General features: G+C 70.8%; 18 protein-coding genes. 4 read left to right on the forward strand and 14 right to left on the reverse strand.

The features are described 5' to 3' along the window. The first annotated feature begins 627 nt into the window (after positions 1–627). On the forward strand, positions 628–1,863 hold the full coding sequence (locus DN771_RS25150) for an NAD(P)-dependent malic enzyme (RefSeq protein WP_117000331.1): 1,236 nt from the start codon (positions 628–630) through the stop codon (positions 1,861–1,863). A 33-nt stretch (positions 1,864–1,896) separates the two neighbouring features. On the opposite strand, the gene DN771_RS25155 is transcribed toward DN771_RS25150, so the two are convergent. Next, positions 1,897–2,571, reverse strand: coding sequence for an HD domain-containing protein (locus tag DN771_RS25155; RefSeq protein WP_205528766.1), 675 nt, complete (start codon positions 2,569–2,571; stop codon positions 1,897–1,899). A gap of 26 nt (positions 2,572–2,597) precedes the next feature. On the opposite strand from DN771_RS25155, the gene DN771_RS25160 reads away from it, so the two are divergent. After that, positions 2,598–2,882 (forward strand): DUF4031 domain-containing protein, encoded by a 285-nt coding sequence (locus tag DN771_RS25160; protein WP_117000332.1) that lies wholly within the window; start codon positions 2,598–2,600, stop codon positions 2,880–2,882. A gap of 9 nt (positions 2,883–2,891) precedes the next feature. On the opposite strand, the gene DN771_RS25165 is transcribed toward DN771_RS25160, so the two are convergent. Beyond that, positions 2,892–3,332, reverse strand: a complete 441-nt coding sequence (locus DN771_RS25165) for a hypothetical protein (RefSeq protein ID WP_117000333.1) — start codon at positions 3,330–3,332, stop codon at positions 2,892–2,894. 123 nt (positions 3,333–3,455) lie between these two features. Next, on the reverse strand, positions 3,456–4,490 hold the full coding sequence (locus DN771_RS25170) for an LLM class F420-dependent oxidoreductase (RefSeq protein ID WP_117000334.1): 1,035 nt from the start codon (positions 4,488–4,490) through the stop codon (positions 3,456–3,458). 70 nt (positions 4,491–4,560) lie between these two features. Between DN771_RS25170 and DN771_RS25175 the strand changes: the two genes are divergently transcribed. Further along, on the forward strand, positions 4,561–5,058 hold the full coding sequence (locus DN771_RS25175; protein WP_162942395.1) for a MarR family winged helix-turn-helix transcriptional regulator: 498 nt from the start codon (positions 4,561–4,563) through the stop codon (positions 5,056–5,058). A 6-nt stretch (positions 5,059–5,064) separates the two neighbouring features. On the opposite strand, the gene DN771_RS25180 is transcribed toward DN771_RS25175, so the two are convergent. After that, a complete protein-coding gene (locus DN771_RS25180) occupies positions 5,065–5,550 on the reverse strand; it encodes a winged helix-turn-helix transcriptional regulator (protein ID WP_117000336.1) in 486 nt (161 codons plus the stop codon). 110 nt (positions 5,551–5,660) lie between these two features. Here DN771_RS25180 and DN771_RS25185 point away from each other — a divergent pair, with 110 nt between their 5' ends. After that, positions 5,661–6,332, forward strand: coding sequence for a dihydrofolate reductase family protein (locus DN771_RS25185; protein WP_117000337.1), 672 nt, complete (start codon positions 5,661–5,663; stop codon positions 6,330–6,332). Between the two features lie 15 nt (positions 6,333–6,347). Here DN771_RS25185 and DN771_RS25190 read toward each other — a convergent pair whose 3' ends face one another. The 10 genes from DN771_RS25190 to purL all read right to left on the reverse strand — a co-directional run bounded on the left by DN771_RS25190 (position 6,348) and on the right by purL (position 21,917). Continuing rightward, positions 6,348–6,794 (reverse strand): ester cyclase, encoded by a 447-nt coding sequence (locus DN771_RS25190; RefSeq protein WP_162942396.1) that lies wholly within the window; start codon positions 6,792–6,794, stop codon positions 6,348–6,350. Positions 6,795–6,823: 29 nt separating this feature from the next. After that, a complete protein-coding gene (locus DN771_RS25195; protein WP_117000339.1) occupies positions 6,824–8,155 on the reverse strand; it encodes an MFS transporter in 1,332 nt (443 codons plus the stop codon). 42 nt (positions 8,156–8,197) lie between these two features. Continuing rightward, positions 8,198–10,186 (reverse strand): ABC transporter ATP-binding protein, encoded by a 1,989-nt coding sequence (locus DN771_RS25200; protein ID WP_117000340.1) that lies wholly within the window; start codon positions 10,184–10,186, stop codon positions 8,198–8,200. Further along, positions 10,183–11,913, reverse strand: a complete 1,731-nt coding sequence (locus DN771_RS25205; protein WP_117000341.1) for an ABC transporter ATP-binding protein — start codon at positions 11,911–11,913, stop codon at positions 10,183–10,185. Before DN771_RS25205 ends, DN771_RS25200 begins: the two co-directional genes overlap by 4 nt. Beyond that, entirely contained in the window at positions 11,913–12,569 is a 657-nt protein-coding gene (locus tag DN771_RS30185) for a TetR/AcrR family transcriptional regulator (RefSeq protein ID WP_193615411.1), read from the reverse strand. Before DN771_RS30185 ends, DN771_RS25205 begins: the two co-directional genes overlap by 1 nt. A gap of 77 nt (positions 12,570–12,646) precedes the next feature. After that, positions 12,647–13,384 carry an alanyl-tRNA editing protein gene (locus DN771_RS25215; protein WP_117000342.1) on the reverse strand — a complete coding sequence of 246 codons (738 nt, stop codon included), beginning with the start codon at positions 13,382–13,384 and terminating at the stop codon, positions 12,647–12,649. A 42-nt stretch (positions 13,385–13,426) separates the two neighbouring features. After that, entirely contained in the window at positions 13,427–15,607 is a 2,181-nt protein-coding gene (gene purD, locus DN771_RS30190; protein WP_205528767.1) for a phosphoribosylamine--glycine ligase, read from the reverse strand. 130 nt (positions 15,608–15,737) lie between these two features. Further along, on the reverse strand, positions 15,738–17,210 hold the full coding sequence (purF, locus tag DN771_RS25230) for an amidophosphoribosyltransferase (protein ID WP_117000343.1): 1,473 nt from the start codon (positions 17,208–17,210) through the stop codon (positions 15,738–15,740). Continuing rightward, a complete protein-coding gene (locus DN771_RS25235; RefSeq protein ID WP_117000344.1) occupies positions 17,207–18,193 on the reverse strand; it encodes a phosphoribosylaminoimidazolesuccinocarboxamide synthase in 987 nt (328 codons plus the stop codon). The genes purF and DN771_RS25235 overlap by 4 nt, the downstream gene beginning before the upstream one ends. Before the next feature lie 7 nt (positions 18,194–18,200). Next, positions 18,201–21,917 carry a phosphoribosylformylglycinamidine synthase subunit PurL gene (gene purL / locus DN771_RS25240; protein WP_162942397.1) on the reverse strand — a complete coding sequence of 1,239 codons (3,717 nt, stop codon included), beginning with the start codon at positions 21,915–21,917 and terminating at the stop codon, positions 18,201–18,203. Between the last annotated feature and the right edge of the window lie 26 nt (positions 21,918–21,943).

Genomic DNA, 21,943 nt, shown 5'->3' on the forward strand with positions numbered 1-21,943 from the left:
TCAGAGCCCCAACCGCGACCGCAGATCAAGGCCCACCCCGCGACCAGACCGCAACCCGGAGCAACATCAACTCTCCCATGTCGGGCGAGCGCCGAAGGCGCTCATGATTGGTGTCACACAGTTTCCGGGCCGTCTGCGACGCGGATCTGACTCCACGAAGATCGCCTCGGGGCCTTCAGGTGCGACCCCGTCGTAGGGTGGCTCGTAGACCCGGGAAGGTTCGACGACGCCACGTGCTGTGAGCTCGTCGGTGATCAGCGTCACGAACTGGATTGGTTGGGGCTGTCGCGCTTGTCATCGCTCACGTTCATCTGCCAGAACGCGTGGTCGGCTCGGCCCGCGAAATCGCAGGTATTGCTTGGCATTGCGCGAACGACCTGCGTACACTGCTTTCGTGCTCGCCGCGGTCGTCGCCGCTCTTGCCACCGGCTCCGCCGCTGTGGCCGCAGCAGTCGTAGCAGCACGCCGCCCCGCACCTGTACTCATTCCGGTACGGGTTCGGCGGGGAACGCGCCGCCGCTGACCCGGCCGCTCGGCCCCGCCCATTCCCACCGGACTCCGGTGCGCGAAGGGCGACTTCTTCTCTCACCGGCATCCGGTCCCGTCCACCCAACGACGTGAGGACCCATGTCAATCACCAGCGAACCCGATACCGACACTCCACCGCTGACGAGCGCGGCCCTGGCCGCTGATCCGCTGACCGCAGATCCGTTGCTCGCCGATCCGGCGTTCCCGGTGCACGTGGGCGGCAAGCTCGTCGTCCAGTCCCGCACGGCCGTGGACGGTCCCGACGACCTGTCGCTCGTCTACACGCCGGGCGTCGGTCGCGTCTCCCAGGCCGTCGCCGACGAACCCGATGCCGTGTGGCGCTACACCGGCCGCGGCAACGCCGTCGCCGTGTTGAGCAACGGCACCGCGGTGCTCGGGCTCGGCGACATCGGGCCGGAGGCCGCGCTGCCGGTCATGGAGGGCAAGGCCGTGCTGTTCAAGCAGTTCGGCGGGGTCGACGCCTACCCGGTGTGCGTGAACGCGCGGACCGTCGACGAGATGGTGGCCATCGGCAAGGCGATCGCCCCGACGTTCGGTGGCATCAACCTCGAGGACATCGCCGCGCCGCAGTGCTTCGAGATCGAGCGCCGGCTGCAGGAGGAGGTGGACATCCCCGTCGTCCACGACGACCAGCACGGCACGGCCATCGTGGTGCTCGCCGCCCTCATCAACACGGCGAAGGTCGTCGGCAAGCCGCTCGCCGACATGACGGTGACGATCATCGGAGTCGGCGCTGCGGGACGGGCGTGCTCCGAGCTGTTGCACGCGTATGGCATCGGCGACGTGATCGGCGTCGACCGCAACGGCATCCTCGACGGCTCACGGCGCGACGTCACCGAGGCCAAGCGCTGGTTCGTCGACATCGGCAACCGGTGGGGACGCCGCGGCGACGTCGACGAGGCGATCCGCGGCGCCGATGTCGTGATCGGCCTCTCCGGCCCAGGGGCGTTCGGCATCGACGCGCTGGCGACGATGAACGATGGCGCCGCGGTGTTCGCGCTCGCCAATCCGGTCCCCGAGGTGATGCCGTCCGACGTGCCGTCCAACGTGGCCGTCGTCGCCACCGGTCGCAGCGACTTCGCCAATCAGATCAACAACGTGCTCGCGTTCCCAGGGCTCTTTCGCGGTCTGCTCGACTCGGGCGCGCGTGCCTGCACCCGCGAGATGAAACTGGCCGCCGCTTCGGCGCTCGCCGGCATCGTCACCGACCCGCGGCCCGACCGCATCATCCCGGGAGCGTTCGAGCCGGGCGTTGCCGATCGGGTTTCTGCCGCCGTTCGGGCCCACGTGATGGACTCCGCCCGCAAGGTCTGACGCAGACGCTGGCCTGACCCGGCCGTGACCGGGTCAGGCCAGCGTCGCCAGCTCGGCGGTGAGGTTGGCCCGGGCGAGCTGGTCCCATCGCTCGGCGCCGGCGTCGGTGAGGTAGAGCCGCTGTCGCTCGAGCAGCGTGCGCACCACGGCGCCGCGTCCCACCCGCCAGGCGGCGTCGTCGACGTGGGCGTACTCGGCGCGAACACCGGTGGCGTACGCCTGATACGCCGCGGCGTCGCTGCCCAGCACCGCCAAGTCGGCGTCCAGGAGCACGGCACGCGTCAGATCGGCGGGTGGTGCGTCGGCGTCGTCGGGCGTGATGTGGCCGGCGGTGGCGCGGATGTCGTCGGCCACGGCGGCGACCTCGCCGGCGGCCCAGCCGAGCGCGGCGAGCTGGCGGGTGGCGAGCAGCGCGCTCCGTTCCTCGTTGTCGGACGCCGTCGGGACGTAGACGGCGTCGTGGAAGAAGGCCGCGGCGACGGCGCGCGTCACGTCGACGATTCCCGATCCGGTCGCTCGGGCGGCCAGCTCGTGGACGTGGCGCACCACCCACACGACGTGCCGCAGTCCGTGGTACCGGCGATGTGCCTGGCGATGGCGACCGACGACGTCGTCGAACACCTCGACCACGCGATGGGTCGGCGCCGGGGGATCACCTCGCGCGGCCACGCACGCCCAGGCGAGGCGCAGCTCGATCTCGTCGCTCACGGCCCCCAGCCTGGCAGGCTGTCGCCGTGACCGTGCTCATCGACGATCCGCTGTGGTGGCACCTGGGGCGCAAGTGGTGCCACATGGTGTCGGATGTGTCGTACGACGAACTGCACGAGTTCGCCCAGGCCCGGGGGATCCCGCGCCGGGCGTTCCAGGGCGACCACTACGACATCCCCGACGAGTACCGGGCCGGGATGGTGGAGGCCGGGGCCGTGGAGGTGCCCAGTCGTGAGCTGTTGCGGCGCCTGCGCGCGGCGGGCCTGCGGCTGTCGCCGGCGGAACGCCGAGCCCGCGAAGCCGCCCGCTGAGCGCGCCGGTCACCATCGGGGTGGCTCGCCGAACAGGTCTCGAGGACACCACGCCACATCACCGGAGATGACGAACCAGTCGAGGAGCTCACTGCCGGCGTTCTCGGCGATCGTGCTGATCTCCATCCAGCGTTCGGCGTCGCCGGGGAGCGGTCCGGGTTCGGGTCGGATCGTGGCCAGCACGAGCTCGCCCGGCCGGTCGGCCGCCGCCAGGGACTCGGCGAGCAGCTCGACGACGTCGATGACGGCGTCGGGGTGTTCGGCCTCCTCGACGGCGAGCATGGCGATCGTGTGGCGGTCCTCGAGGACGAGCGCCAGCACCTGTGGCCGGTCCGGCTGGTGACGGGCCTGGGCGAGGACGCCGAGGGCGTCGGCCGGGCAGGCGACCGGAATCGATGGGACGCGGCGTTCGACGACGGCGTCGCCGCGACGGCAGAAGAGTTCGGGCATCAGCCCCTCCCAGTGCTCGGGGGTGTGTACTGGGAGATGTCGGTGGCCCGATCGTACGGATGGGGTGTCGCAGAGTTCCTCGTCCGCCCGCTCGACTGCGTCGCGGCGACGAGCCGCGGCCGGTCAGACGCGGTCGACGGCGGCGTGGACGGCGCCTCGCACCAGCGTGACGGCGCGCTCGGTGTAGGCCGGATCGTGCCCGTCGACGGGCAGGTTGACGATTAGGCCGTCGAGTCCGACCGCGACGATCGCGGCCAACTGCTCGCTCACCGCGTCCGCGGTCCCGGCGACCACGCGCTGGGTGAGCTGGGCGCGCGCATCGGGATTGGAGAGCACGCCGGTCGGGTCGGGGACGCCCTGGTTGGAGAGCAGGACCGCCAGCTGCCGATCGACGTCGGCGTCGTCGTCACCGACGACGAGGCTGAGCAAGGTGCTCGTGCGGACGGCGTCCTTCGGCCGGCCGGTCGTCTCGAGATGGCCGTGTAGGGCTTCCAGCTTGCGGGGGAGCTCGGAGATCGGAGCGATGATGTTCAGCTCGTCGGCGTACTGGGCAGCGAGCCGGAACGTCACCTTCTCGCCCGATCCGCCGAGCATGATCGGCGGGCCGCCGGCCCGGATGGGCGCCGGATGGTTCCACGCTCCGTCGGTGCGGTAGTGGGTGCCGGTCACGCTGCTCTGGTCCTCGGTGAACATCGCCCGGCAGATGCGGATGGCGTCCTCGAGTCGCTCGAAGCGCTCACGGAGGGGTGGGAAGTCCACGCCGAGCGCGTTGTGCTCGAGCTCGAACCAGGCGGCGCCGATGCCGAGCAGCGCCCGGCCGCGGGTGATGACGTCGAGCGTCGTGACCTGCTTCGCCAGCACCGCGGGTTGGCGGTAGGTGACGCCCGTGACGAGCGTGCCGAGGCGGATCGTCGACGTGCGGGCGCCGAGGGCGCCGAGCAGCGTGTAGGCCTCGAACATGTTGCGGTCCGGCGAGCCGAGCATCGCCAGCTGGAAGAAGTGGTCCATCACGAACACCGAGTCGGCACCCGCTCGTTCGGCCGTGGTCGCGACGGTCGCCACCGTCTCGAAGAGGTCGGCGTCGGCCACGCCGGGATACGTGAAGTTGGGGATCTGCAGGCCGACGCGGGTGTACGGGTAATTCGTCGCATCTGTCATGGTCGACATGATAGATCATCGAAATCTCGATAATCGTCACGACGGGCAAGTTTCTCGTATCGTGGAGGTCGTGACCGTTCCCGACGTCATGGCGAGCACCGGCTACCTGCTCTTCAAGGCAGGCGTGCTCGCGCAGCGAGGGCTCGACTCGGTGCTCACCGAGATGGGGCTCTCGTACCGGGAGTTCCTCGTGCTCGCCTTCACGTCGGCCGAGGAGCTGTCCCAGCAGGACGTGGCCCGGCGGCTCAGCACCGACCCCACGCTCATCGTCAACACCGTCGACGCCCTGGAGGCGCGCGGCGTGCTCGAGCGCACCCGCGACCCGCGCGATCGCCGGCGCTACGTCCTGGTGGTGACGGCCGAGGGCCGCAAGCTGCTGGCGAAGACGGCCAAGCTGGCGGCGGCAGCCGAGGGGGAGTTCCTCGCTCCGCTCGACGACGACGAGTGCCGGCAGCTCGGCTGCCTCCTGCGCACCGTGCTCACGCCGAAGCTCAGCTGGCTCGCCGAGGCGGAGACCGACGTCGACGTCGAGGCGGGGACCGGGACGAACGCCCGCGCCAACGGCTGACCGCCGTCAGAGGGCCGCCTCGTAAGCGGCGGCGAGCAGTTCGCTCGCGCGTGGCGCATCGGGATCCGGCCGCGGAACGCCGAGGTGCACCTCGCGCAGTTCGTCGATCATCGCGGCGATCAGTTCCGGGCCGCCGTCGCGGAGGACCTCGGCGCGGACCCGGAGGCGGCGCTCGCCGTCGCGATGGGCGAGGCCCCAGTTGCCGAGGGCGACCATCACCGGCAGGACCTGGATCCCGGCTTCGGTGAGCGAGTAGGCGGCCCGTTGGCCCCGGCGGGCGTCGTCGCGGCTGAGGAGGCCGGCGGCGACCAGTTGCTTGAGGCGGCTGGCGAGGATGTTGGACGCGATGCCCTCCTCCGAGCCGGCGAGCAGCTCGCGGAAGTGCCGGCGGTTCCCGAACATGATGTCGCGCAGCACCAGCATCGCCCAAGGGTCGCCGAGCACCTCGACCGCGGCGTTGATCGCACAGCCGGAGCGGGGCGTGGTGTCCATCGGGGTCCTCCTCGGGTGCCGACGAAAAGTGCTTGCAATTGACAACTGCTTCTGGCAAGGATAGTCGAAACGAGTTGCACATTGCAATCACTTGCCACGAGGAGGCAGCCATGTCACAGGTCCGTGTTCACAACTTCTCGATCTCGCTCGACGGCTTCGGTACCGGCGAGGGCATCGCGCTCGACGCGCCGTTCGGCCACGCCGGCGAGCGACTTCACGAGTGGATGTTCGCCACCCGGTTCTGGCGTTCGATGGTCGGCCAGCCGGGTGGTTCGGCGGGTGTCGATGACGCCTTCGCCGAACGGCACGAGCCGGGGATCGGCGCCGAGATCATGGGACGGGGGAAGTTCAGCGCCTCGACCGGACCGTGGGAGCAGGTCGGCACCGAGGAGGAGTGGCGGGGCTGGTGGGGACCCAACCCGCCGTTCCACACACCAGTGTTCGTGCTCACCCACCACACACGCCCGCCGATCGAGATGGAAGGCGGCACGGTCTTCCACTTCGTCGACGCCAGCCCGCAGGACGCCTTGGCCCTCGCCCGCGAGGCCGCGGGTGACCGCGACGTGCGCGTCGGTGGTGGCGCCACCATCGTGCGTGACTTCCTCGCCGCCGGCCTGATCGACACGGCCCACATCGTCCAGGTGCCGCTTCTCCTGGGTCGCGGCGTCCGGCTGTGGGACGGCCTCGAGACGCTCGACGAGCACTACGCCATCGAGGCGGTGTCGTCGCCGAGCGGCGTGACCCACCTCACCCTCACACGGCGGGCCACGGACGATTCCTGAGCGACGGCGTGGGTCCTACGGACCGACGTCGTCGGCAACCAGTCCGAGCTGCTGGTAGACGCTGAGGCCGTCCCACATGCTCCAGGCCTCGACGATGCGGCCGCCGGCGAGGCGGTAGACGTCGACGCCTTCCATCGTAATCGTCTTGCCGGTCGGGGCCACCTTGCCGTACGGGCCGGTGTGCCGACCGGTGGTGCTCCATCGCAGCACCACCTTGTCGTCGTCGCCGAGCAGGTCGTCGATGCCGGTGCTGACATCGGTGAATCCGGCGAAGTACCGCTCCACGTCCGCCCGCATCGCCTCGATCGTGTTGCTCTCGGAGTCGCCCCAATGGGTGACCGCATCCGGCGCGACCACCTCGTCGATCACGCTCGCGTCGCCGTCGCCCCAGAGGCGGTGATGGAAGCGCTCCACGATCCCCTTGTTCTCGTTCGGGATGGACGGGTGGTCGGGAGTGGTCATGGCAGGTTCGTTCCCCACAGGGGAGTGGATCAGTCGCCGGCAACCGGCGCGACGGTACTCGCCGCCCGCACGGCCGCGCGTCGTTCTGCGCCGGCGACGTCGCACCATTTGGCCAGCCAGAGCGCCCACGCCGCGCCGCCGAGCAGGACCCACCTCGCACCGATGGCGTCGATCAGCGGGCCGAAGGCGAGGTTGCCGAGCGGCACCGTGCCCCCGAACGCCATGAACCAGAGGGCGAACACGCGGCCGCGCTCGTTGTCGGCGAGGCTGCTCTGCATCACCGTGTTCATCGACGTCGTGGTGCCGAAGTAGGCGAAGCCGAGGGGGAAGGCGGTGAGGAACGCCCCGATCGGTTCGCGCACGAGGGCGAAGACGGCGAGGCACACGCCGAACGCGCCGAAGCCGACACGGATCAGCGTGCGCTTGTCGTGCCGGGTGAAGACCGTGCCGATGGCCAGGGCGCCGAGACACGCCCCGAGGCCCCACACGGCGTAGAGCCACTGGTACAGCGGGCTGTCCTCGTCGATGCCGAAGTTGCCGTCGGCGACGGCCGGGAACAGCCCGATGTACACCAACGAGACGAACGAGAAGCTCGTGAGGGCGAGGAGGATCATGTTGACCGCGGGGTTCGCCCGGGCCAGCCGGTGCCCGGCGGTGAGCTGGCGCCAGCCGCGCTCGGGCGTCACCAGGATGGGTGGCGGGAGCTCGGTGCGGAGCAGCGCGGCGATCACGAACAGGTACGTGGCGGCGTTCACCGCGAACACCTCGGCCGTCGTGACGCCCACCTGTGTGAGCAGGGCCACGAGGATCGGCCCGATGACCCGGGAGCCGTTGAGTGCCGCCGAGTTCATGGCCACCGAGCCGGCGAGATCCTCGCGGCGCACGAGCAGCGGGAGCATCGCCCCCCACGCCGGGGCGTTGAGGGCGTTGCCGATGCCGACGCCGAGGGCGACGAGGATGAGCGACCAGACCGGGGCCTCGATGGCGGCGAGCGGCACCAGGGCGGCCGAGAAGACGAGCTGGACGACCTGCATCAACACCAGCCAGCGGCGGCGGTCGAAGCGGTCGGCGATCACTCCCGCCGGGATCGACAGGAGCAGCAGCGGGCCGAGTTGGGCGAAGACGAGCAGTCCGACCACGGCCGCCTTGCCCGTCCGTTCGTAGATGTACGCCGGCAGGGCGACGTTCTGCATCCACGTCCCGACGGTCGACGCGAACGACGCCCTCCACATGCGACGGAACGTCGGATACGACAGCGCGGCCCGGGCACTTCCCGTGGGGTGGTCGTGCCGATGGTCGTGGACGGGCGCGAACACACCGGGGCGATCCCAGCCGTCGTCCCGTGCTGCACTCGCGACCACGGCAGATGGTGCACGACGCGACCAGGGGGCGTCGAATCGAAATCAGTCGGCGGCGACGAGCCCGGAGCTCTCGTCCACGGCGGGGCCGGTGAACTGGGCGTTGTACAGGCGGGCGTAGGCGCCGCCGGCGGCGAGCAGGCTGTCGTGGTCGCCCTGCTCGACGATGCTGCCGTTCTCCATCACGAGGATCGTGTCGGCGTTGCGGATCGTCGACAGGCGGTGGGCGATGACGAAGCTCGTCCGATCGGTCCGCAGGGCGTTCATCGCGTGCTGCACCAGCACCTCCGTGCGGGTGTCCACCGAGCTGGTCGCTTCGTCGAGGATCAGGATCGCCGGGTCGGAGAGGAACGCTCGGGCGATCGTGACGAGCTGGCGCTCGCCGGCGCTGAGATTGCTGCCCTGGTCGTCGATGATCGTGTCGTAGCCCTCGGGGAGGGAGTGGACGAAGCGATCGACGTAGCTGATGCGGGCGGCCTCGAGGATGTCGGCCTCGGTGGCGTCGGCGTTGCCGTAGGCGATGTTGTCGCGGATCGAGCCGCCGAACAGCCAGGCGTCCTGCAGCACCATGCCGATCTCACTGCGAACGTCGTCCCGGGTCATCGACGCGATGTCGACGCCGTCGAGCGTGATCCGTCCGGCGTCGAGCTCGTAGAAGCGCATGATGAGGTTGACCAGCGTGGTCTTGCCGGCGCCGGTCGGCCCGACGATCGCCACGGTCTGTCCCGGTTCGGCGACGAGCGAGAGGTCGTCGATCAGGGGACGCTCCGGGACGTAGCTGAACGACACGTGGTCGAACTCGACGCGCCCCTCGACGGCCTCGATGCGGGCGGGCGGGTCGGCGTCGGCCCGCTCCTCGGGGGCGTCGAGCAGCTCGAAGACCCGCTCGGCAGATGCCACGCCCGACTGCAGCACGTTCATCATCGACGCCACCTGTGTCAGCGGCTGGGTGAACTGACGGGAGTACTGCACGAACGCCTGGACGTCACCGAGGGACATCGACCCCGACGCGACCTTGAGCCCGCCGACCACGGCGACGGCGATGTAGTTGAGGTTCCCGATGAACATCGTGACCGGCATGATCACCGCCGAGATGAACTGGGCGCGGAAGCTCGCCTCGAACATCAAGGCGTTCTCCTCGTCGAAGCGGGCGTCCACCTCCTTCTGGCGGCCGAACACCTTCACCAGCGAGTGCCCGCTGAAGCCCTCCTCGATCTGACCGTTGAGCTTGCCGGTGTGGGCCCACTGCGCCATGTACTGCGGCTGCGACCGCTTGGCGATCGCCCGCGTCGACAGGATCACCGTGGGCACGGCGACGACGGCGATCAGGGCGAGCTGCCACGAGATCACGAACATCATCGTCAGCACGCCGATCAGCGTGAGCAGCGACGTGAGCACCTGGCTCAGGGTCTGCTGCATCGTCTGCTGGATGTTGTCGATGTCGTTGGTGGCCCGGCTGAGGATCTCGCCACGCTGCTGGCGATCGCTGTAGCTCAGAGGGAGACGGTGCATCTTGTCCTCGACGTCGCGCCGCAGCGACTGCACGGCGCGGTTGACGTATCGGTTGAGCAGGCGCCCCTGCAGGCCGGCGAACAGCGACGCCACGACGTAGAGGCCGAGGGCGACGAGCAGCACGTTGCGCAGATCGGTGAAGTCGATGCCCCGGCCGGGGACGACGTCCATCCCGCGAACGACGTCGGCCAGGCGGCCGTCGCCGCGCGCCTCCATCGCCGCCACCGCCTGGTCCTTCGTCTGACCGGGGTCGAGCCGGCCGCCGATCAGGCCGCGGAAGATGATGTCGGTGGCCCGGCCGAGGATCTTCGGGCCGACGACCGACATCGCCACGCTCGACGCGCAGAGCAGCAGCACGGCGGTGATGCCGAAGCGGTCCGACCGCAGACGTCTCCCGAGGCGCTTGAGCGACCCGGTGAAGTTGAGCGCTTTTTCGGTGGGCGCGCCCATGCCCATCATCGGTCCCCGACGTGGGATGTCGCGCGCCGCGTCGGGCAAGCGTGCGGCTGATCTCCCGCTCATGCCGCTTCCTCAGACTGTTGCGAGTCGACGATCTCGACGTAGGTGGGGCAGGTCTCGAGGAGCTCGGCGTGCCGCCCCTTACCGATGACGACTCCGTCTTCGATGACGACGATCTCGTCGGCATCGATCACCGTCGACACGCGCTGGGCGACGATGATGACCGCAGCGTCGCGGGTCCGCGGCCGCAAGGCGGCCCGGAGCCGGGCGTCGGTACCGAGGTCGAGCGCCGAGAAGGCGTCGTCGAACAGGTAGATCTCCGGCTTGCGTATCAACGCCCTCGCGATCGCCATGCGTTGGCGTTGACCGCCGGACAGATTGGTGCCGCCCTGCGAGATCCGCGCCTCGAGCCCGTCCGGGTTGGCGCGCACGAAGTCGGCGGCCTGGGCCACCGTGAGGGCGTCCCACATCTCCTCGTCCGTGGCGTCGGGCTTGCCGTAGCGCAGGTTCGACGCGATCGTCCCCGAGAACAGGTATGGCGCCTGGGGCACGAGACCGATGCGGCCCCACAGGAGGTCGGGGTCGAGGTCGCGGACGTCGACGCCGTCGACGAGGAGCGCGCCGCCGGTCACGTCGAACAGGCGGGGGATGAGGTTGATCAGGGTCGTCTTGCCAGCGCCCGTGCTGCCGATGATCGCCGTCGTACGGCCCGGTGCCGCGCGGAACGAGACCCCGCGCAGCACCGGCGCCGAGGCGCCGGGGTAGTGGAACGAAACGTCGCGGAGCTCGACCGTGCCGTGCTCGGTCACGTCGGTCACCGGTGTGGCCGGCGGTCTGACGGACGTCGACGTGTCGAGCACTTCGCGGATGCGCTCGGCACAGACGGCCGCACGGGGCGCCATCACGGCGACGAAGGTGGCCATCATCACCGACATGAGGATCTGCATCAGATAGGTGATGAACGCCGACAGCGACCCGACCTGGAGCGATCCGTCGTTGACCAGATGGCCGCCGAACCAGATCACGCCGACGCTGGAGACGTTGAAGATCAGCATCACCGTCGGGAAGAGCACGGCCTGCCAACGCCCGACGGCGAGCGAGACGTCGGTCAACTGGTCGTTGGCGGTGGCGAAGCGCGCCCGCTCGCTGCGCTCGCGCACGAACGCCCGCACGACGCGGATGCCCGAGATCTGCTCCCGCAGCACGCGGTTGATCTCGTCGGTGCGTTCCTGCACCTTGCGGAACCCGGGGATCATCCGGCTGACGATGAATGCGATGCTGAGCAACAGGGCGGGGATGCTCACGAGCAGCACCCACGACAACGCGAAGCCCTCGCGCATCGCCATGACGATGCCGCCGAGCGCCATGATCGGTGCCTGCACGAGGAGCGTGCACGTCATCACGATCAGCAGCTGGACCTGCTGCACGTCGTTGGTGGTGCGGGTGATCAGCGAGGGGGCGCCGAACTGGTTGACCTCGCGAGCCGAGAACGAGCCGACGTGGTGGAAGATCTTGGCGCGAAGGTCCCGCCCGGCCGCCATCGCCACCTTGGCCCCGAAGTAGCCCGCCGAGATGGTGCCGGCGATCTGCACGATCGTCAGCAGCAGCATGCGGCCGCCGGTGGCGACGATGTAGCCGGTGTCTCCCGTGGCCACGCCCTTGTCGATGATGTCGGCGTTGAGGCTGGGCAGCATCAGCGCGGCGATGGTGCCGATCGCCTGCAGCACGAGCAGGGCGACCACCTGGCGGCGGTAGGGGCCGATGGAGTCGCGGATGAGCGAGACGAGCATCAGCGGTCTGCTCCTTGGGAGAGAGCGGTCGAGTGAGGAGCCGTCGCCGGTACGCCGGCGATGCCGTGCAGGACGAGCTCGACGATCCGGGAGGTCGGCAGCGGGTGGCCGCCAGACATGAGTGGATGGGTGGCGCCGAGCGTCGTCACCCGGAGCCAGCGGGCGAGCTCGACGGCGTCGGTGCCCGCGGGCAAGCCGCCGGGCTCGGCGGCGAGGTGGGCGGCGATGGCGAGATCGAGCCGGTCGCTGTCGCCAGGAGCGGGGCGCCGGGGTCCGCGCCCTCGACGATCCGGGGCCGGCTGGCCGGCGTGGCGGAGGGCGAACATCACCTTGAACACGGCCTCGAACCGGTCTCGCAACAGGCCGATGATGACGGCGACACGTTCGTCGATGGTGGGCGCCGGGGCCATCGACTCGACGCGGTCGACGAACGGGGTCATGTCGAGCACGTGGTCGATCGCCGCGTCGATGAGGCTGTCCTTGTCGGCGAACGCCCGGAAGATCGTGCCCTCGGCCACGCCGGCGGCCTCGGCGATCTGGCGCGACGTGACGTCGCGCCCGTGGATGCCGAGGAGCGGCACGACGGCTCGGATGAGGGCGGCACGCCGCTCGTCGGGCGGGAGGGGAGCGGCACGCGATCGTCGCTTCGGGGTCACGCCAGGCGAGGCTAGCGCGACTGAGTGCGTGCTCACTCACTCTCCGAGATAGTGCCTGGCACTATCTCGGAGACCGGTCAGCGATCGAGCTGGAAGCGCAGGCGGCGGTTGCGCTTGCCTTTGTTCTCCACCTTGGTGATGCGGAACGTGCCGGACTGTCCGGTGTTCGAGAGGTGTGTACCGCCGCACGCCTGCCGGTCGATGCCCTCGATGTCGATGAGGCGGAGCCGGCCGTCGGGCGTGGGCGGCGGGGCGACGGAGAGGCTGCGCACGAGCCCGGCCGTGGTCGACGCCTCGGTGGCGTCGACGTACACGCTCGTCACGGCGAGCTGGCGGGCGATGACGGCGTTGACGTCGGCGTCGAGGCCGCGCAGCACGTCGTTGTCGACGTCGGACAGATCGAAGTCCATGCGGCCGGTGCCGTCGGCGTTGATCTGGGCGCCGGTGACCAGCGTGCCGGGAAAGCGCTCGAAGACGAAGGCGTTGAGGATGTGGGAGTCGGTGTGCAGCTGGGCGACGAGGGACCGGCGGTCGGCGTCGACCCGCACGACCACGGGTCCCGACAGCTCCACCTCGTCGGCCAGGAGGTGCCAGTGCCGGTCGCCGTCACCGCCGCCGTCGGCGTGCTCGACCTCCACCCCGGTCACGGCGACGACACCACCGGCGTGCTCGATCCAGCCGGTGTCGCTGACCTGGCCGCCACCACCCGGGTGGAAGGCCGATCGGTCGAGCAGCACCCGGCCTGGCGCGGCGTCGACGACCACGGCGTCGTGCTCGTACAGGTCGGGCTGCTGGTGACACAGGTAGACGGCCATGGTGCCGACGGTAGCGGCGCCCCGCCGTCAGATCGCCCGTCGTCAGCGGGTGAGCGTGACGCCGGATCCGGCGGTCAGTTCGCCGATGACCCAGGTGGGCTCGGGGATCGTCGCCTGGATGATGTCGATGTCGTCCACGGCACACACGACGACCATGCCGATGCCCATGTTCAGCGTGCGGTGCAGCTCGACGTCGTCGAGCCCGGGGGCGAGCTCGCGGACGAGCTCGAACAGGGGCGGCACCGGCCACGAGCCGAGTTGGATCGTCGCGCCGACGCCGGGCGGCAGCACGCGCGGCACGTTCTCGATCAGGCCGCCGCCGGTGATGTGGGCGAGGGCCTTCACCGCTCCGGTCGTGAGGGCGTCGGTCAGCACGCCGAGGTAGTTGCGGTGGGGCTCGAGCAGGGCGTCGCCGAGCGGCCGGTCGAGGCCGGCCGGCGTGACGTCCATCGGGATCCACTCGAACACCTTGCGCAGCAGCGAGTACCCGTTCGTGTGCGGCCCGGATGACCCGATGCCGACAAGCAGGTCGCCGACGACGACGTTGTCGCGTGGCAGCAGCGCATCTCGCTCGGCCACCCCGACCAGCGTGCCGGCCACGTCGAACGCTCCCGGCGCGTAGACGCCGGGCATCTCCGCCGTCTCGCCGCCGAGCAGCGTGCAGCCGGCCGCCTCGCACGCCTCGGCCATGCCGGTGACGACGGCGGCCACCATGTCGGCGTCGAGCCTGCTGGCGGCGATGTAGTCGAGGAAGAACAGCGGCCGGGCCGACTGCACGAGCACGTCGCCGATGCAGTGGTTGACGATGTCGTGGCCGACCGAGCCGACCCGGCCGAGCTGGGCGGCAAGCTCGACCTTCGTGCCGACACCGTCGGTGGAGGCCACGAGCACGGGATCGGTCATGGCGGCGATCGCCTTCGCCGAGAACGCGCCCCCGAAGCTGCCGACGCCGCGCACGACGTCGGCGCCGTGGGTGCGCTCGACGGCGGCCTTCATCTGGCTGACGGCGCGGTTGCCCTCGGTGATGTCCACGCCAGCCGCCGCATACGACGTCAGCGCGGCCCCCGGCGCCCGCCAGGCGATGTCGCGGCGGAACTGCATGCCGGGGAAGGCGACCTTCTCGATGGCGTCGTACGCCGCCGCGCGGGCGGCCGCGAGGTCGGGGCCGAGCCCGGTGACGGTGAGGACCCGGCCACCGGACGTGCGCCCCTCGTGGACGCCGGCGGGGAAGACGATGGCGTCGTCGCCCAACTCGTCGCCGAGCAGGAACACCGGGTCACCCGTGCGGGGGGCCGACGGATAGCCGGCCGCGGCAGCCACGACGCTGCACGCCGCGCCGTCGCGCACGTGCAGCGGCTCGAGGCCCAACGTACCCGTGGTCGCGGCGAGGGCCAGCGAGGCGAGGTCCGACTCGAGCAGCGGGAGCACCGCCTGGGTCTCGGGATCCCCGAAGCGCACGTTGTACTCGACGAGACGCGGCCCGTCGGGCGTGAGCATCAGCCCGGCGTAGATCACGCCGACGTACGGCGTGCCGGCCTCGGCGTAGTGGTCGAGGATCGGCTGGACGAACGTGGCGACGAGCTCGTCGGCGCTGACGTTCACCGGGGCCGGCGCGTATGCGCCCATACCGCCGGTGTTGGGACCGGTGTCGCCCTCGCCGATCCGTTTGTGATCCTGTGCGAGGGGCAGGGCGACGGCGGTGGAGCCGTCGCACAGTGCCAGCAGGGACAGCTCGGGGCCGGTCATGCGCTCTTCGAGCACGAACGGCCCGGTGGCCGCGACGATGTCGACGGCGACGAGGGCCTCGTCGAACGTGTCGGGGATGGCGACGCCCTTGCCGCCGGCGAGACCGTCGGCCTTGACGACGACCGGCTGGTCGAGGCGCTCGATCCACGCCTTGGCTTCGTCGGCCTCGCCCTGGTCGAACTGGGCGAAGGCTGGTCCGGGGATGCCGAGGGAGGTGGAGAGGTGCCGGGCGAAGCCCTTCGACGACTCGAGGCGAGCCAGCTCGGCGGTCGGGCCGAAGCAGGGCACTTCCCGCCTCGCGCACTCGTCGGCGATGCCGGCGACGAGCACCGCTTCCGGTCCGGGGATCACCAGGTCGGGCTGCGGGCCGTCGACGGGCGGCAGCTCGGTCGCCAGCGTGACGTGGTGCCCGTGCCGGCGGCACGCCCAGGCGATCGCCTGCTCGCGCCCCCCGGACCCGATCACGAGCACGTTCATCGCTCCACCTCACAATCTGGGGCCAGATCGTGCCGTTCGGCGATCTGGGGCCCGATCGTGTCGATTTCCGTCACGATCCCGCCCCAGGTCGGGGTGGGTGCCGCGGGGGCATGGCCGGCAGCGGTCGGGGTCACGCCAGGACCCCTTCGAACGCCAGCTTCGCCTGGGCATCGGCGACGGCGATGGGGTAGTCCCCGGTGAAGCAGGCGTTGCAGTAGCCCGACGTGGCGGGATCCTCGTAGCCGATCGCCTGCATCATCCCCTCGAGCGACAGGAACGCCAGGCTGTCGGCGCCGATGTGCTCGCGGATCTCGTCGACGTCGAGCCGGGCCGACATCAGGTCGCCGTCATGGCCCATGTCGACACCGAAGTGGCAGGCGTGGACGATCGGCGGGCACGTGATGCGCACGTGCACCTCGGTGGCGCCGGCGTCGCGGACGAGCTTCACCAGCGGACCCGCCGTCGTCCCCCGGACGAGCGAATCGTCGAGCATGATCACCCGGCGCCCGGCGAGGTTCTGGGCGAGTGCGTTGTACTTGAGGGCCACGCCGCGCTCACGGATCTCCTGGCTGGGCTCGATGAACGTCCGGCCGATGTAGCGGTTCTTGATCAGCCCGTCGTTGAACGGCACGCCGCTCGCTCTGGAGTACCCGATGGCGGCGGGGATCGACGAGTCCGGCACTGGGATGACGACGTCGGCCTCGACGCCCGACTCGTCGGCCAGCTTGACGCCGAGGCGCTCGCGCACGGCGTGGACGTTGCGCCCGTCCCACTCGGAGTCGGGGCGGGAGAAGTAGACGAACTCGAACGTGCAGCGAGCCTGCTTGGCAGCCGGGGTGAGCGCTTGGCGGCGGCGCAGTTCCGCGCCCTGGAGGGTGACGATCTCGCCCGGCGCCACCTCCGACACCTCGACGCAGCCGAGTGTCTCGAGGGCACAGGTCTCGCTGGCGACGGCGTGCCCTCCGCTCGGCAGGCGCCCCACGGACAGGGGACGGAACCCCCACGGGTCGCGGACGGCGAGCACCCGGTCGCCGGTGACGAGCACCAGGGAGAAGGCGCCCTTCCAGGCCGGCAGCGTCCGCTCGATGCGGTCCTCCCAGGTCTGCCCGCCGGCCGCGGCGAGCATCAACGTCATCACCTCGGAGTCGCTGGTCGCCGTGAGGCCGAAGCCCCGTGACAGCAGCTCGTCGCGGAGGCTCGACGTGTTGACGATGTTGCCGTTGTGGGCGAGCGCCAGGGGGCCGTGCATCGTCTCGACGACGAACGGCTGGATGTTGCGGTCGTTGCTGCCGCCGGTCGTGGAGTACCGGGTGTGGCCGATGGCGTGGTAGCCGACGAGCGGCGCCAGCGCCTCCCGCGTGAACACGTTCGAGACCAATCCGGGCTGCTTGTGGATGCGCACCCGCTGGCCGTCGCTGACGGCCAGGCCGGCGGCCTCCTGCCCGCGGTGCTGGAGGGCGAAGAGCCCGAAGAAGGCCAACTGGGCGACGCCGTCGCCGTGCGGCGTGGAGATGCCGAGGATCCCGCACTCCTCCTTCGGGGAGTCGTCGGACGGCGACCCCCCGGCAGGGCCGTGGGCGGCGGTCACATCGAGTCGCTTCATGTCAGGTCCTCGGTTCCGGCGGTGATCAGACGGTGGAGATCGGTGGCGATGCGCTCGGCGACGGGGTAGGCACCCGGCTCGAACGTGGTCCCCGTGATGCGTTCGTACGCATCGATGTAACGACGACTCGTGGCCTCCACGACCTCGTCGCCCAACACCGGCGGGTCGCCGTCGCCACGGTACCCCGCTGCGGACAGGGCCTGGCGGAGCGGCTCCTTGTCGAGGCTCTCGGGCTCCTCGCCGGCGGCGAGCCGTTCCTCGTAGGTGTCGGCGACCCAGTAGCGCGACGAGTCGGGTGTGTGCACCTCGTCGATCAGCAGCACGGCGCCGTGCTCGGTGCCGTCGTCGAGCACCCCGAACTCGTACTTGGTGTCGGCGAGGATCAACCCGGCCGCCGCCGCCGTCTCCTGGCCGGCCCGGAAGATCGCCAGCGCGGCCTCGGTGATCCGCTCCCAGCGGCGGCCCTCGACGAGGCCGCGGTCCACCACCTCGGCCCACGTGATCGGCTCGTCGTGGGCGCCCGAGCCAGCGGGCGGCTTGGTGGTGGGCGTGACGAGGGGCTCGGGCAGCATCGTGTTCTTCCGGATGCCGTCGGGGAAGTGGTAGCCGTAGATCGTGCGGGCCCCGTCGGCGTACTGCTGCCACAACGACGTCGACGTGACGCCCGTGATGGCGCCGCGTACGACGACTTCGACGGCGAGCGGCGTCGTGTCGCGGGCGATCGTGACGTTGGGGTCGGGGACGGCGAGCAGCTGGTTGGCGATGATGTCGCTCGTGCGTTCCATCCACCAGGCGGCGAGCTGATTGAGGACCTGGCCCTTGTAGGGGATGCCGGCGATGACCCGGTCGAAGGCCGAGATGCGGTCGGTGGTGACGAACAGGCGCCGGGCCGGCTCGCCCGGCAGGGCGTACGACACGCGCACCTTGCCGTCTCGCCGGTCGTCCAGCGGCAGATCGATGGCGGTGAACGCCGGTGGCATCATCGCCCACTCACTCGAGGTAACTCCTCGCCGACCGGAACAGGGTGAGCCCGAGCGTCGAGTCGGTACCGGGGCGGAGCCGGTGCCGCGGGTGCTGCTGGGCCACCGCGTGGTTCTCGGGATGGGGCATCAGGCCGAGCACGAGGCCGGTCTCGTCGCTGACGCCGGCGATGTCGTCGACCGACCCGTTGGGGTTGGCGCCGGCGTAGCGGAGCGCCACCTGGCCGGCGGCGTCGAGGGCCGCTGGGTCGGGATGCACGTAGCGCCCCTCGCCGTGGGCGATGGGGCAGTCGATGATGACGGCGTCACGGGTCCACACGGACCTCGAGTTGAACGCCACGTCGAGTGTGACCCAGCGGCAGTCGAAGTGGCCCGACTCGTTGTGCCCGAGCGCGCCGGGTAGGAGGCCGGTGCGGGTGAGCACTTGGAAGCCGTTGCAGATGCCGAGGACCGGGGTGTCGGCCGCGACGGCGCGGCGCAGGGCGTCGCCGAGGCGGCCGCCGTGGGCGGCGGTGAGGTCGAGGCCGAGCATGCGCCCGGCGCCGAGGGCGTCGCCGTAGCTGAACCCACCGGCGACGACGATCACCTGGGCGTCGGCGAACGGGTCGGACCGGTCGAGCAAGTCGTCGACGAGGGCGATCTGCGGCTCGAACCCGGCCAGTTCGAGGGCGAACGCGACGTCCGGATCACGGTTCGTTCCCGGCCCGGCGATGACGACGGCGGTCGGAGCCGAACCGCTCGCGCCGGTCTGGGCACGGATCGTGTCCCCCGACGGTCTGGGCACCGATCGGGTCAGATCTGCGTCATTTCGTGCCCAGATCGTCGACGAGTCCTGCCCGCGGCCGGTGAAGGCGGCGGTGAGATCGGCGACGGCGATCCTGGCGACGTCGGTGATCGTCAGCATGGCGTCGCCGGTGACGGTGCCGATGACCGTGGCCCCGCCGATCCCGTCGAAGCGGGCGACGAACGCATCGGCATCGGAGGCCGCGACCTCGGCGACGAGGCGGCCCGAGGATTCGGAGAACAGCGCCGCCTCCACGTCGTGGTGGGCGAGCACGGTGACCGAGGCGCCGAGGCCCGAAGCGATGCACATCTCGGCGACGGCGACGGCGAGTCCGCCCTCACTGACGTCGTGGCACGACTTCACCGTGCCGTCGAGGATCGCCGCGTGCAGCGCGCGATAGCGGCCGAGCGCATTGGCGTCGGGCTGGGCCACGACGCCGGCCTCGGGCGACGGTTCGCCGTGCACGCCGTGGATCAGATCGAGATGGCTACCGGCGAAATGCTCGCCGGTCGGACCCAGCTGCACGAGCACGTTGCCGGCTGCCGTGAACTCGGTGGTGACACACGCCGCGGCGTCGGGCACGTGGGCCACGGCGGTGATGACCAGTGTGGGCGGCACGGCGTGGCGCAGCCCGTCCCGACCCGTGTAGGTGTTGTTCAGCGAGTCCTTGCCCGACACGAACGGAGCTTCGTACGCCAGCGCCGCGTCGCAGCAGCCGGCAACCGCGGCGGCGAGCCCGCCAAGCGTCGCCTCGTCACGAGGGTCGCCCCACGAGAAGTTGTCGAGCAGCGCCACGCGATCGGGATCGGCGCCGACGGCGACCACGTTGCGGATCGCCTCGTCCACCGCGGCGTGAGCCATCGCCTTGGGGTCGTGCACGCCGTGCCACGGGTTGACGCCGATGCCGACGGCGACGCCGTGCGAGCTGCCCGGGCGGGCGAGGACGACACCGTCGGCGTGGCCGTGATCGTCGTCGCCGACCAGCGGCCGCACCAGGGTGTTGCCTCCGATCTCGTGGTCGTATCGATGCACGACGTCGGCCTTCGACGCGATGTTGGGGTGGGCGAGCAGGGCGAGCAGGGTCGCCCCTGGGTCGTCGACGACGCGGCCGCTCGTGATACCTGACGGCACGTTCGCCTCGGCCGTCATCCGCCGCTGCGGGCGGCCGTCGTGGAGGAAGCCGACGTCGAGATCGAGCACCGGTTGCGAGCCGACGCGGACGACGAGACGCCCGCTGCCGGTGAACTCGCCGATGTCGGCGAGGTCGACGCGATGCCGGGCGCACACGGCCCTGAGCTCGTCGACGTCGGCCGGGGCCACGGCGAGCACCATGCGCTCCTGGGCCTCCGACAGCCAGATCTCCCACGGCTCGAGGCCGGGGTACTTCAGCGGCACGTCGAGCAGATCGACGTCGGCGCCGATCGCCTGGAGCCCATGCTCGCCTACCGGCTCGGCGGCCATCTCGCCCACCGCCGACGACAGGCCGCCGGCGCCGCAGTCGGTGATCGCCGTCCAGAGGTGGCGGGATTCGTCGAGCACGTCGATGAGGAGCTTCTCGGTGACCGGATCGCCGATCTGCACGCTCGCCCCGGCGACCTCGCCCGTGCTGGCGTCCATCGCCAGGCTGGAGAACGTGGCGCCGTGGATGCCGTCACGACCGGTCGCGCCGCCGATGACCACCACCCGGTCTCCGGGGTGCGGACCGGGCTGCACGGCCACCTTCGGGTCGTCGTCGGCGACACCGATGCAGCCGGCGAACACGAGCGGGTTGGTGGTGAACGCCGGGTCGTACAGCACGGCGCCGGCCACGTTGGGTAGGCCGATCTTGTTGCCGTAGTCGGCCACGCCGTCGACGACGCCGGCGATGATGCGCCGGGGGTGCAGGCTGCCGTCGGGGACGTCGCCGTCGGGCGTGTCGGCGGGGCCGAAGCACAAGATGTCGGTGACGGCGAAGGGCTTGTGCCCGGCCCCCATCACGTCGCGGATCACGCCGCCGACGCCGGTGTTGGCGCCGCCGAACGGCTCGACGGCCGACGGATGGTTGTGCGTCTCGGCCTTGAGGGCGAGCGACTCGCCCTCGGCGAACGACACGATGCCGGCGTTGCCGACGAACGCCGAGCGCACGAACGGCGCGTCGACGCGGTCGGTGGCGTCGCGCAACTGACGCAGCAGTGGGGCGATCTCGCTTGTCGCGCCGTCGGCGTCGCGCACGGTGATCGCCGCGCGGAACGTCTTGTGGGCGCAGTGCTCGCTCCACGTCTGGGCGAGCGTCTCCAGCTCGACGTCGGTGGGGTCGCGGCGAAGGTCGACGAAGTGCGCCTGGATGACCAGCAGCTCGGCCGGATCGAGGGCCATCGCCCGCTCGACGTTGAGTGCGGCGAGACCCGCTTCGTCGAGGTTGCGAATAGGGACCACGGCTGCCTGAGGCGCGATCGACTCGGTGGGGGCGAAGGCCGGCTCGATGCGGCCGGGTGCCCAGCGCTCGATCACGGGGTTGGCCACCACTCGCCGGAGCAGTACGTCGAGCGTGTCGTGATCGGTCCCCGCGGGGAACTCGATGCGGCGCCCCGAGGCGGCGGCGGTGACCTTCACGCCGAGGTGGGCGGCCGCCTGCATCAGGGCGTCGGCCGCGCCGTCGGTGACCCCCGGATGGAACGTCACCTCGTAGGCCGTCGCCGAGTCCGGCGACGTGGCCGGGTCACCGGCGGACGGCGCCTCCCACGACGCCGTCTGCAGCAACGGGTCGGCGAGGAAGGCGGCCAGCTCGCGGCGGTCGTCGTCGGACAGCTCGCCGGCCACGAACACGATGTCGGCCACCCCGACGGGACCGCCGAGGTCGATGCCGTGGTGGGCTGCCGCGTCCCGGATCGCCACCCCGCGCGGGTCGTCGTGGATGGATCGGATGATCAGCCGGCTGGACGCCGGTTGGGGACCCGGGGGCACTGCTGTGACCCTAGAGGATGGGCCCG

The organism is Desertimonas flava (genome assembly GCF_003426815.1).
GTDB classification, from domain to species: domain Bacteria; phylum Actinomycetota; class Acidimicrobiia; order Acidimicrobiales; family Ilumatobacteraceae; genus Desertimonas; species Desertimonas flava.

Bases quoted from the DNA above. Each gene is read 5' to 3' on its own strand.
- DN771_RS25150 (WP_117000331.1), top strand. From the start codon at position 628: ATGTCAATCACCAGCGAACCCGATACCGACACTCCACCGCTGACGAGC.
- DN771_RS25165 (WP_117000333.1), bottom strand. From the start codon at position 3,332: ATGCCCGAACTCTTCTGCCGTCGCGGCGACGCCGTCGTCGAACGCCGC.
- DN771_RS25170 (WP_117000334.1), bottom strand. From the start codon at position 4,490: ATGACAGATGCGACGAATTACCCGTACACCCGCGTCGGCCTGCAGATC.
- DN771_RS25180 (WP_117000336.1), bottom strand. From the start codon at position 5,550: ATGGACACCACGCCCCGCTCCGGCTGTGCGATCAACGCCGCGGTCGAG.
- DN771_RS25185 (WP_117000337.1), top strand. From the start codon at position 5,661: ATGTCACAGGTCCGTGTTCACAACTTCTCGATCTCGCTCGACGGCTTC.
- DN771_RS25190 (WP_162942396.1), bottom strand. From the start codon at position 6,794: ATGACCACTCCCGACCACCCGTCCATCCCGAACGAGAACAAGGGGATC.
- DN771_RS25200 (WP_117000340.1), bottom strand. From the start codon at position 10,186: ATGAGCGGGAGATCAGCCGCACGCTTGCCCGACGCGGCGCGCGACATC.
- DN771_RS25205 (WP_117000341.1), bottom strand. From the start codon at position 11,913: ATGCTCGTCTCGCTCATCCGCGACTCCATCGGCCCCTACCGCCGCCAG.
- DN771_RS25215 (WP_117000342.1), bottom strand. From the start codon at position 13,384: ATGGCCGTCTACCTGTGTCACCAGCAGCCCGACCTGTACGAGCACGAC.
- purD (WP_205528767.1), bottom strand. From the start codon at position 15,607: ATGAACGTGCTCGTGATCGGGTCCGGGGGGCGCGAGCAGGCGATCGCC.
- purF (WP_117000343.1), bottom strand. From the start codon at position 17,210: ATGAAGCGACTCGATGTGACCGCCGCCCACGGCCCTGCCGGGGGGTCG.
- DN771_RS25235 (WP_117000344.1), bottom strand. From the start codon at position 18,193: ATGATGCCACCGGCGTTCACCGCCATCGATCTGCCGCTGGACGACCGG.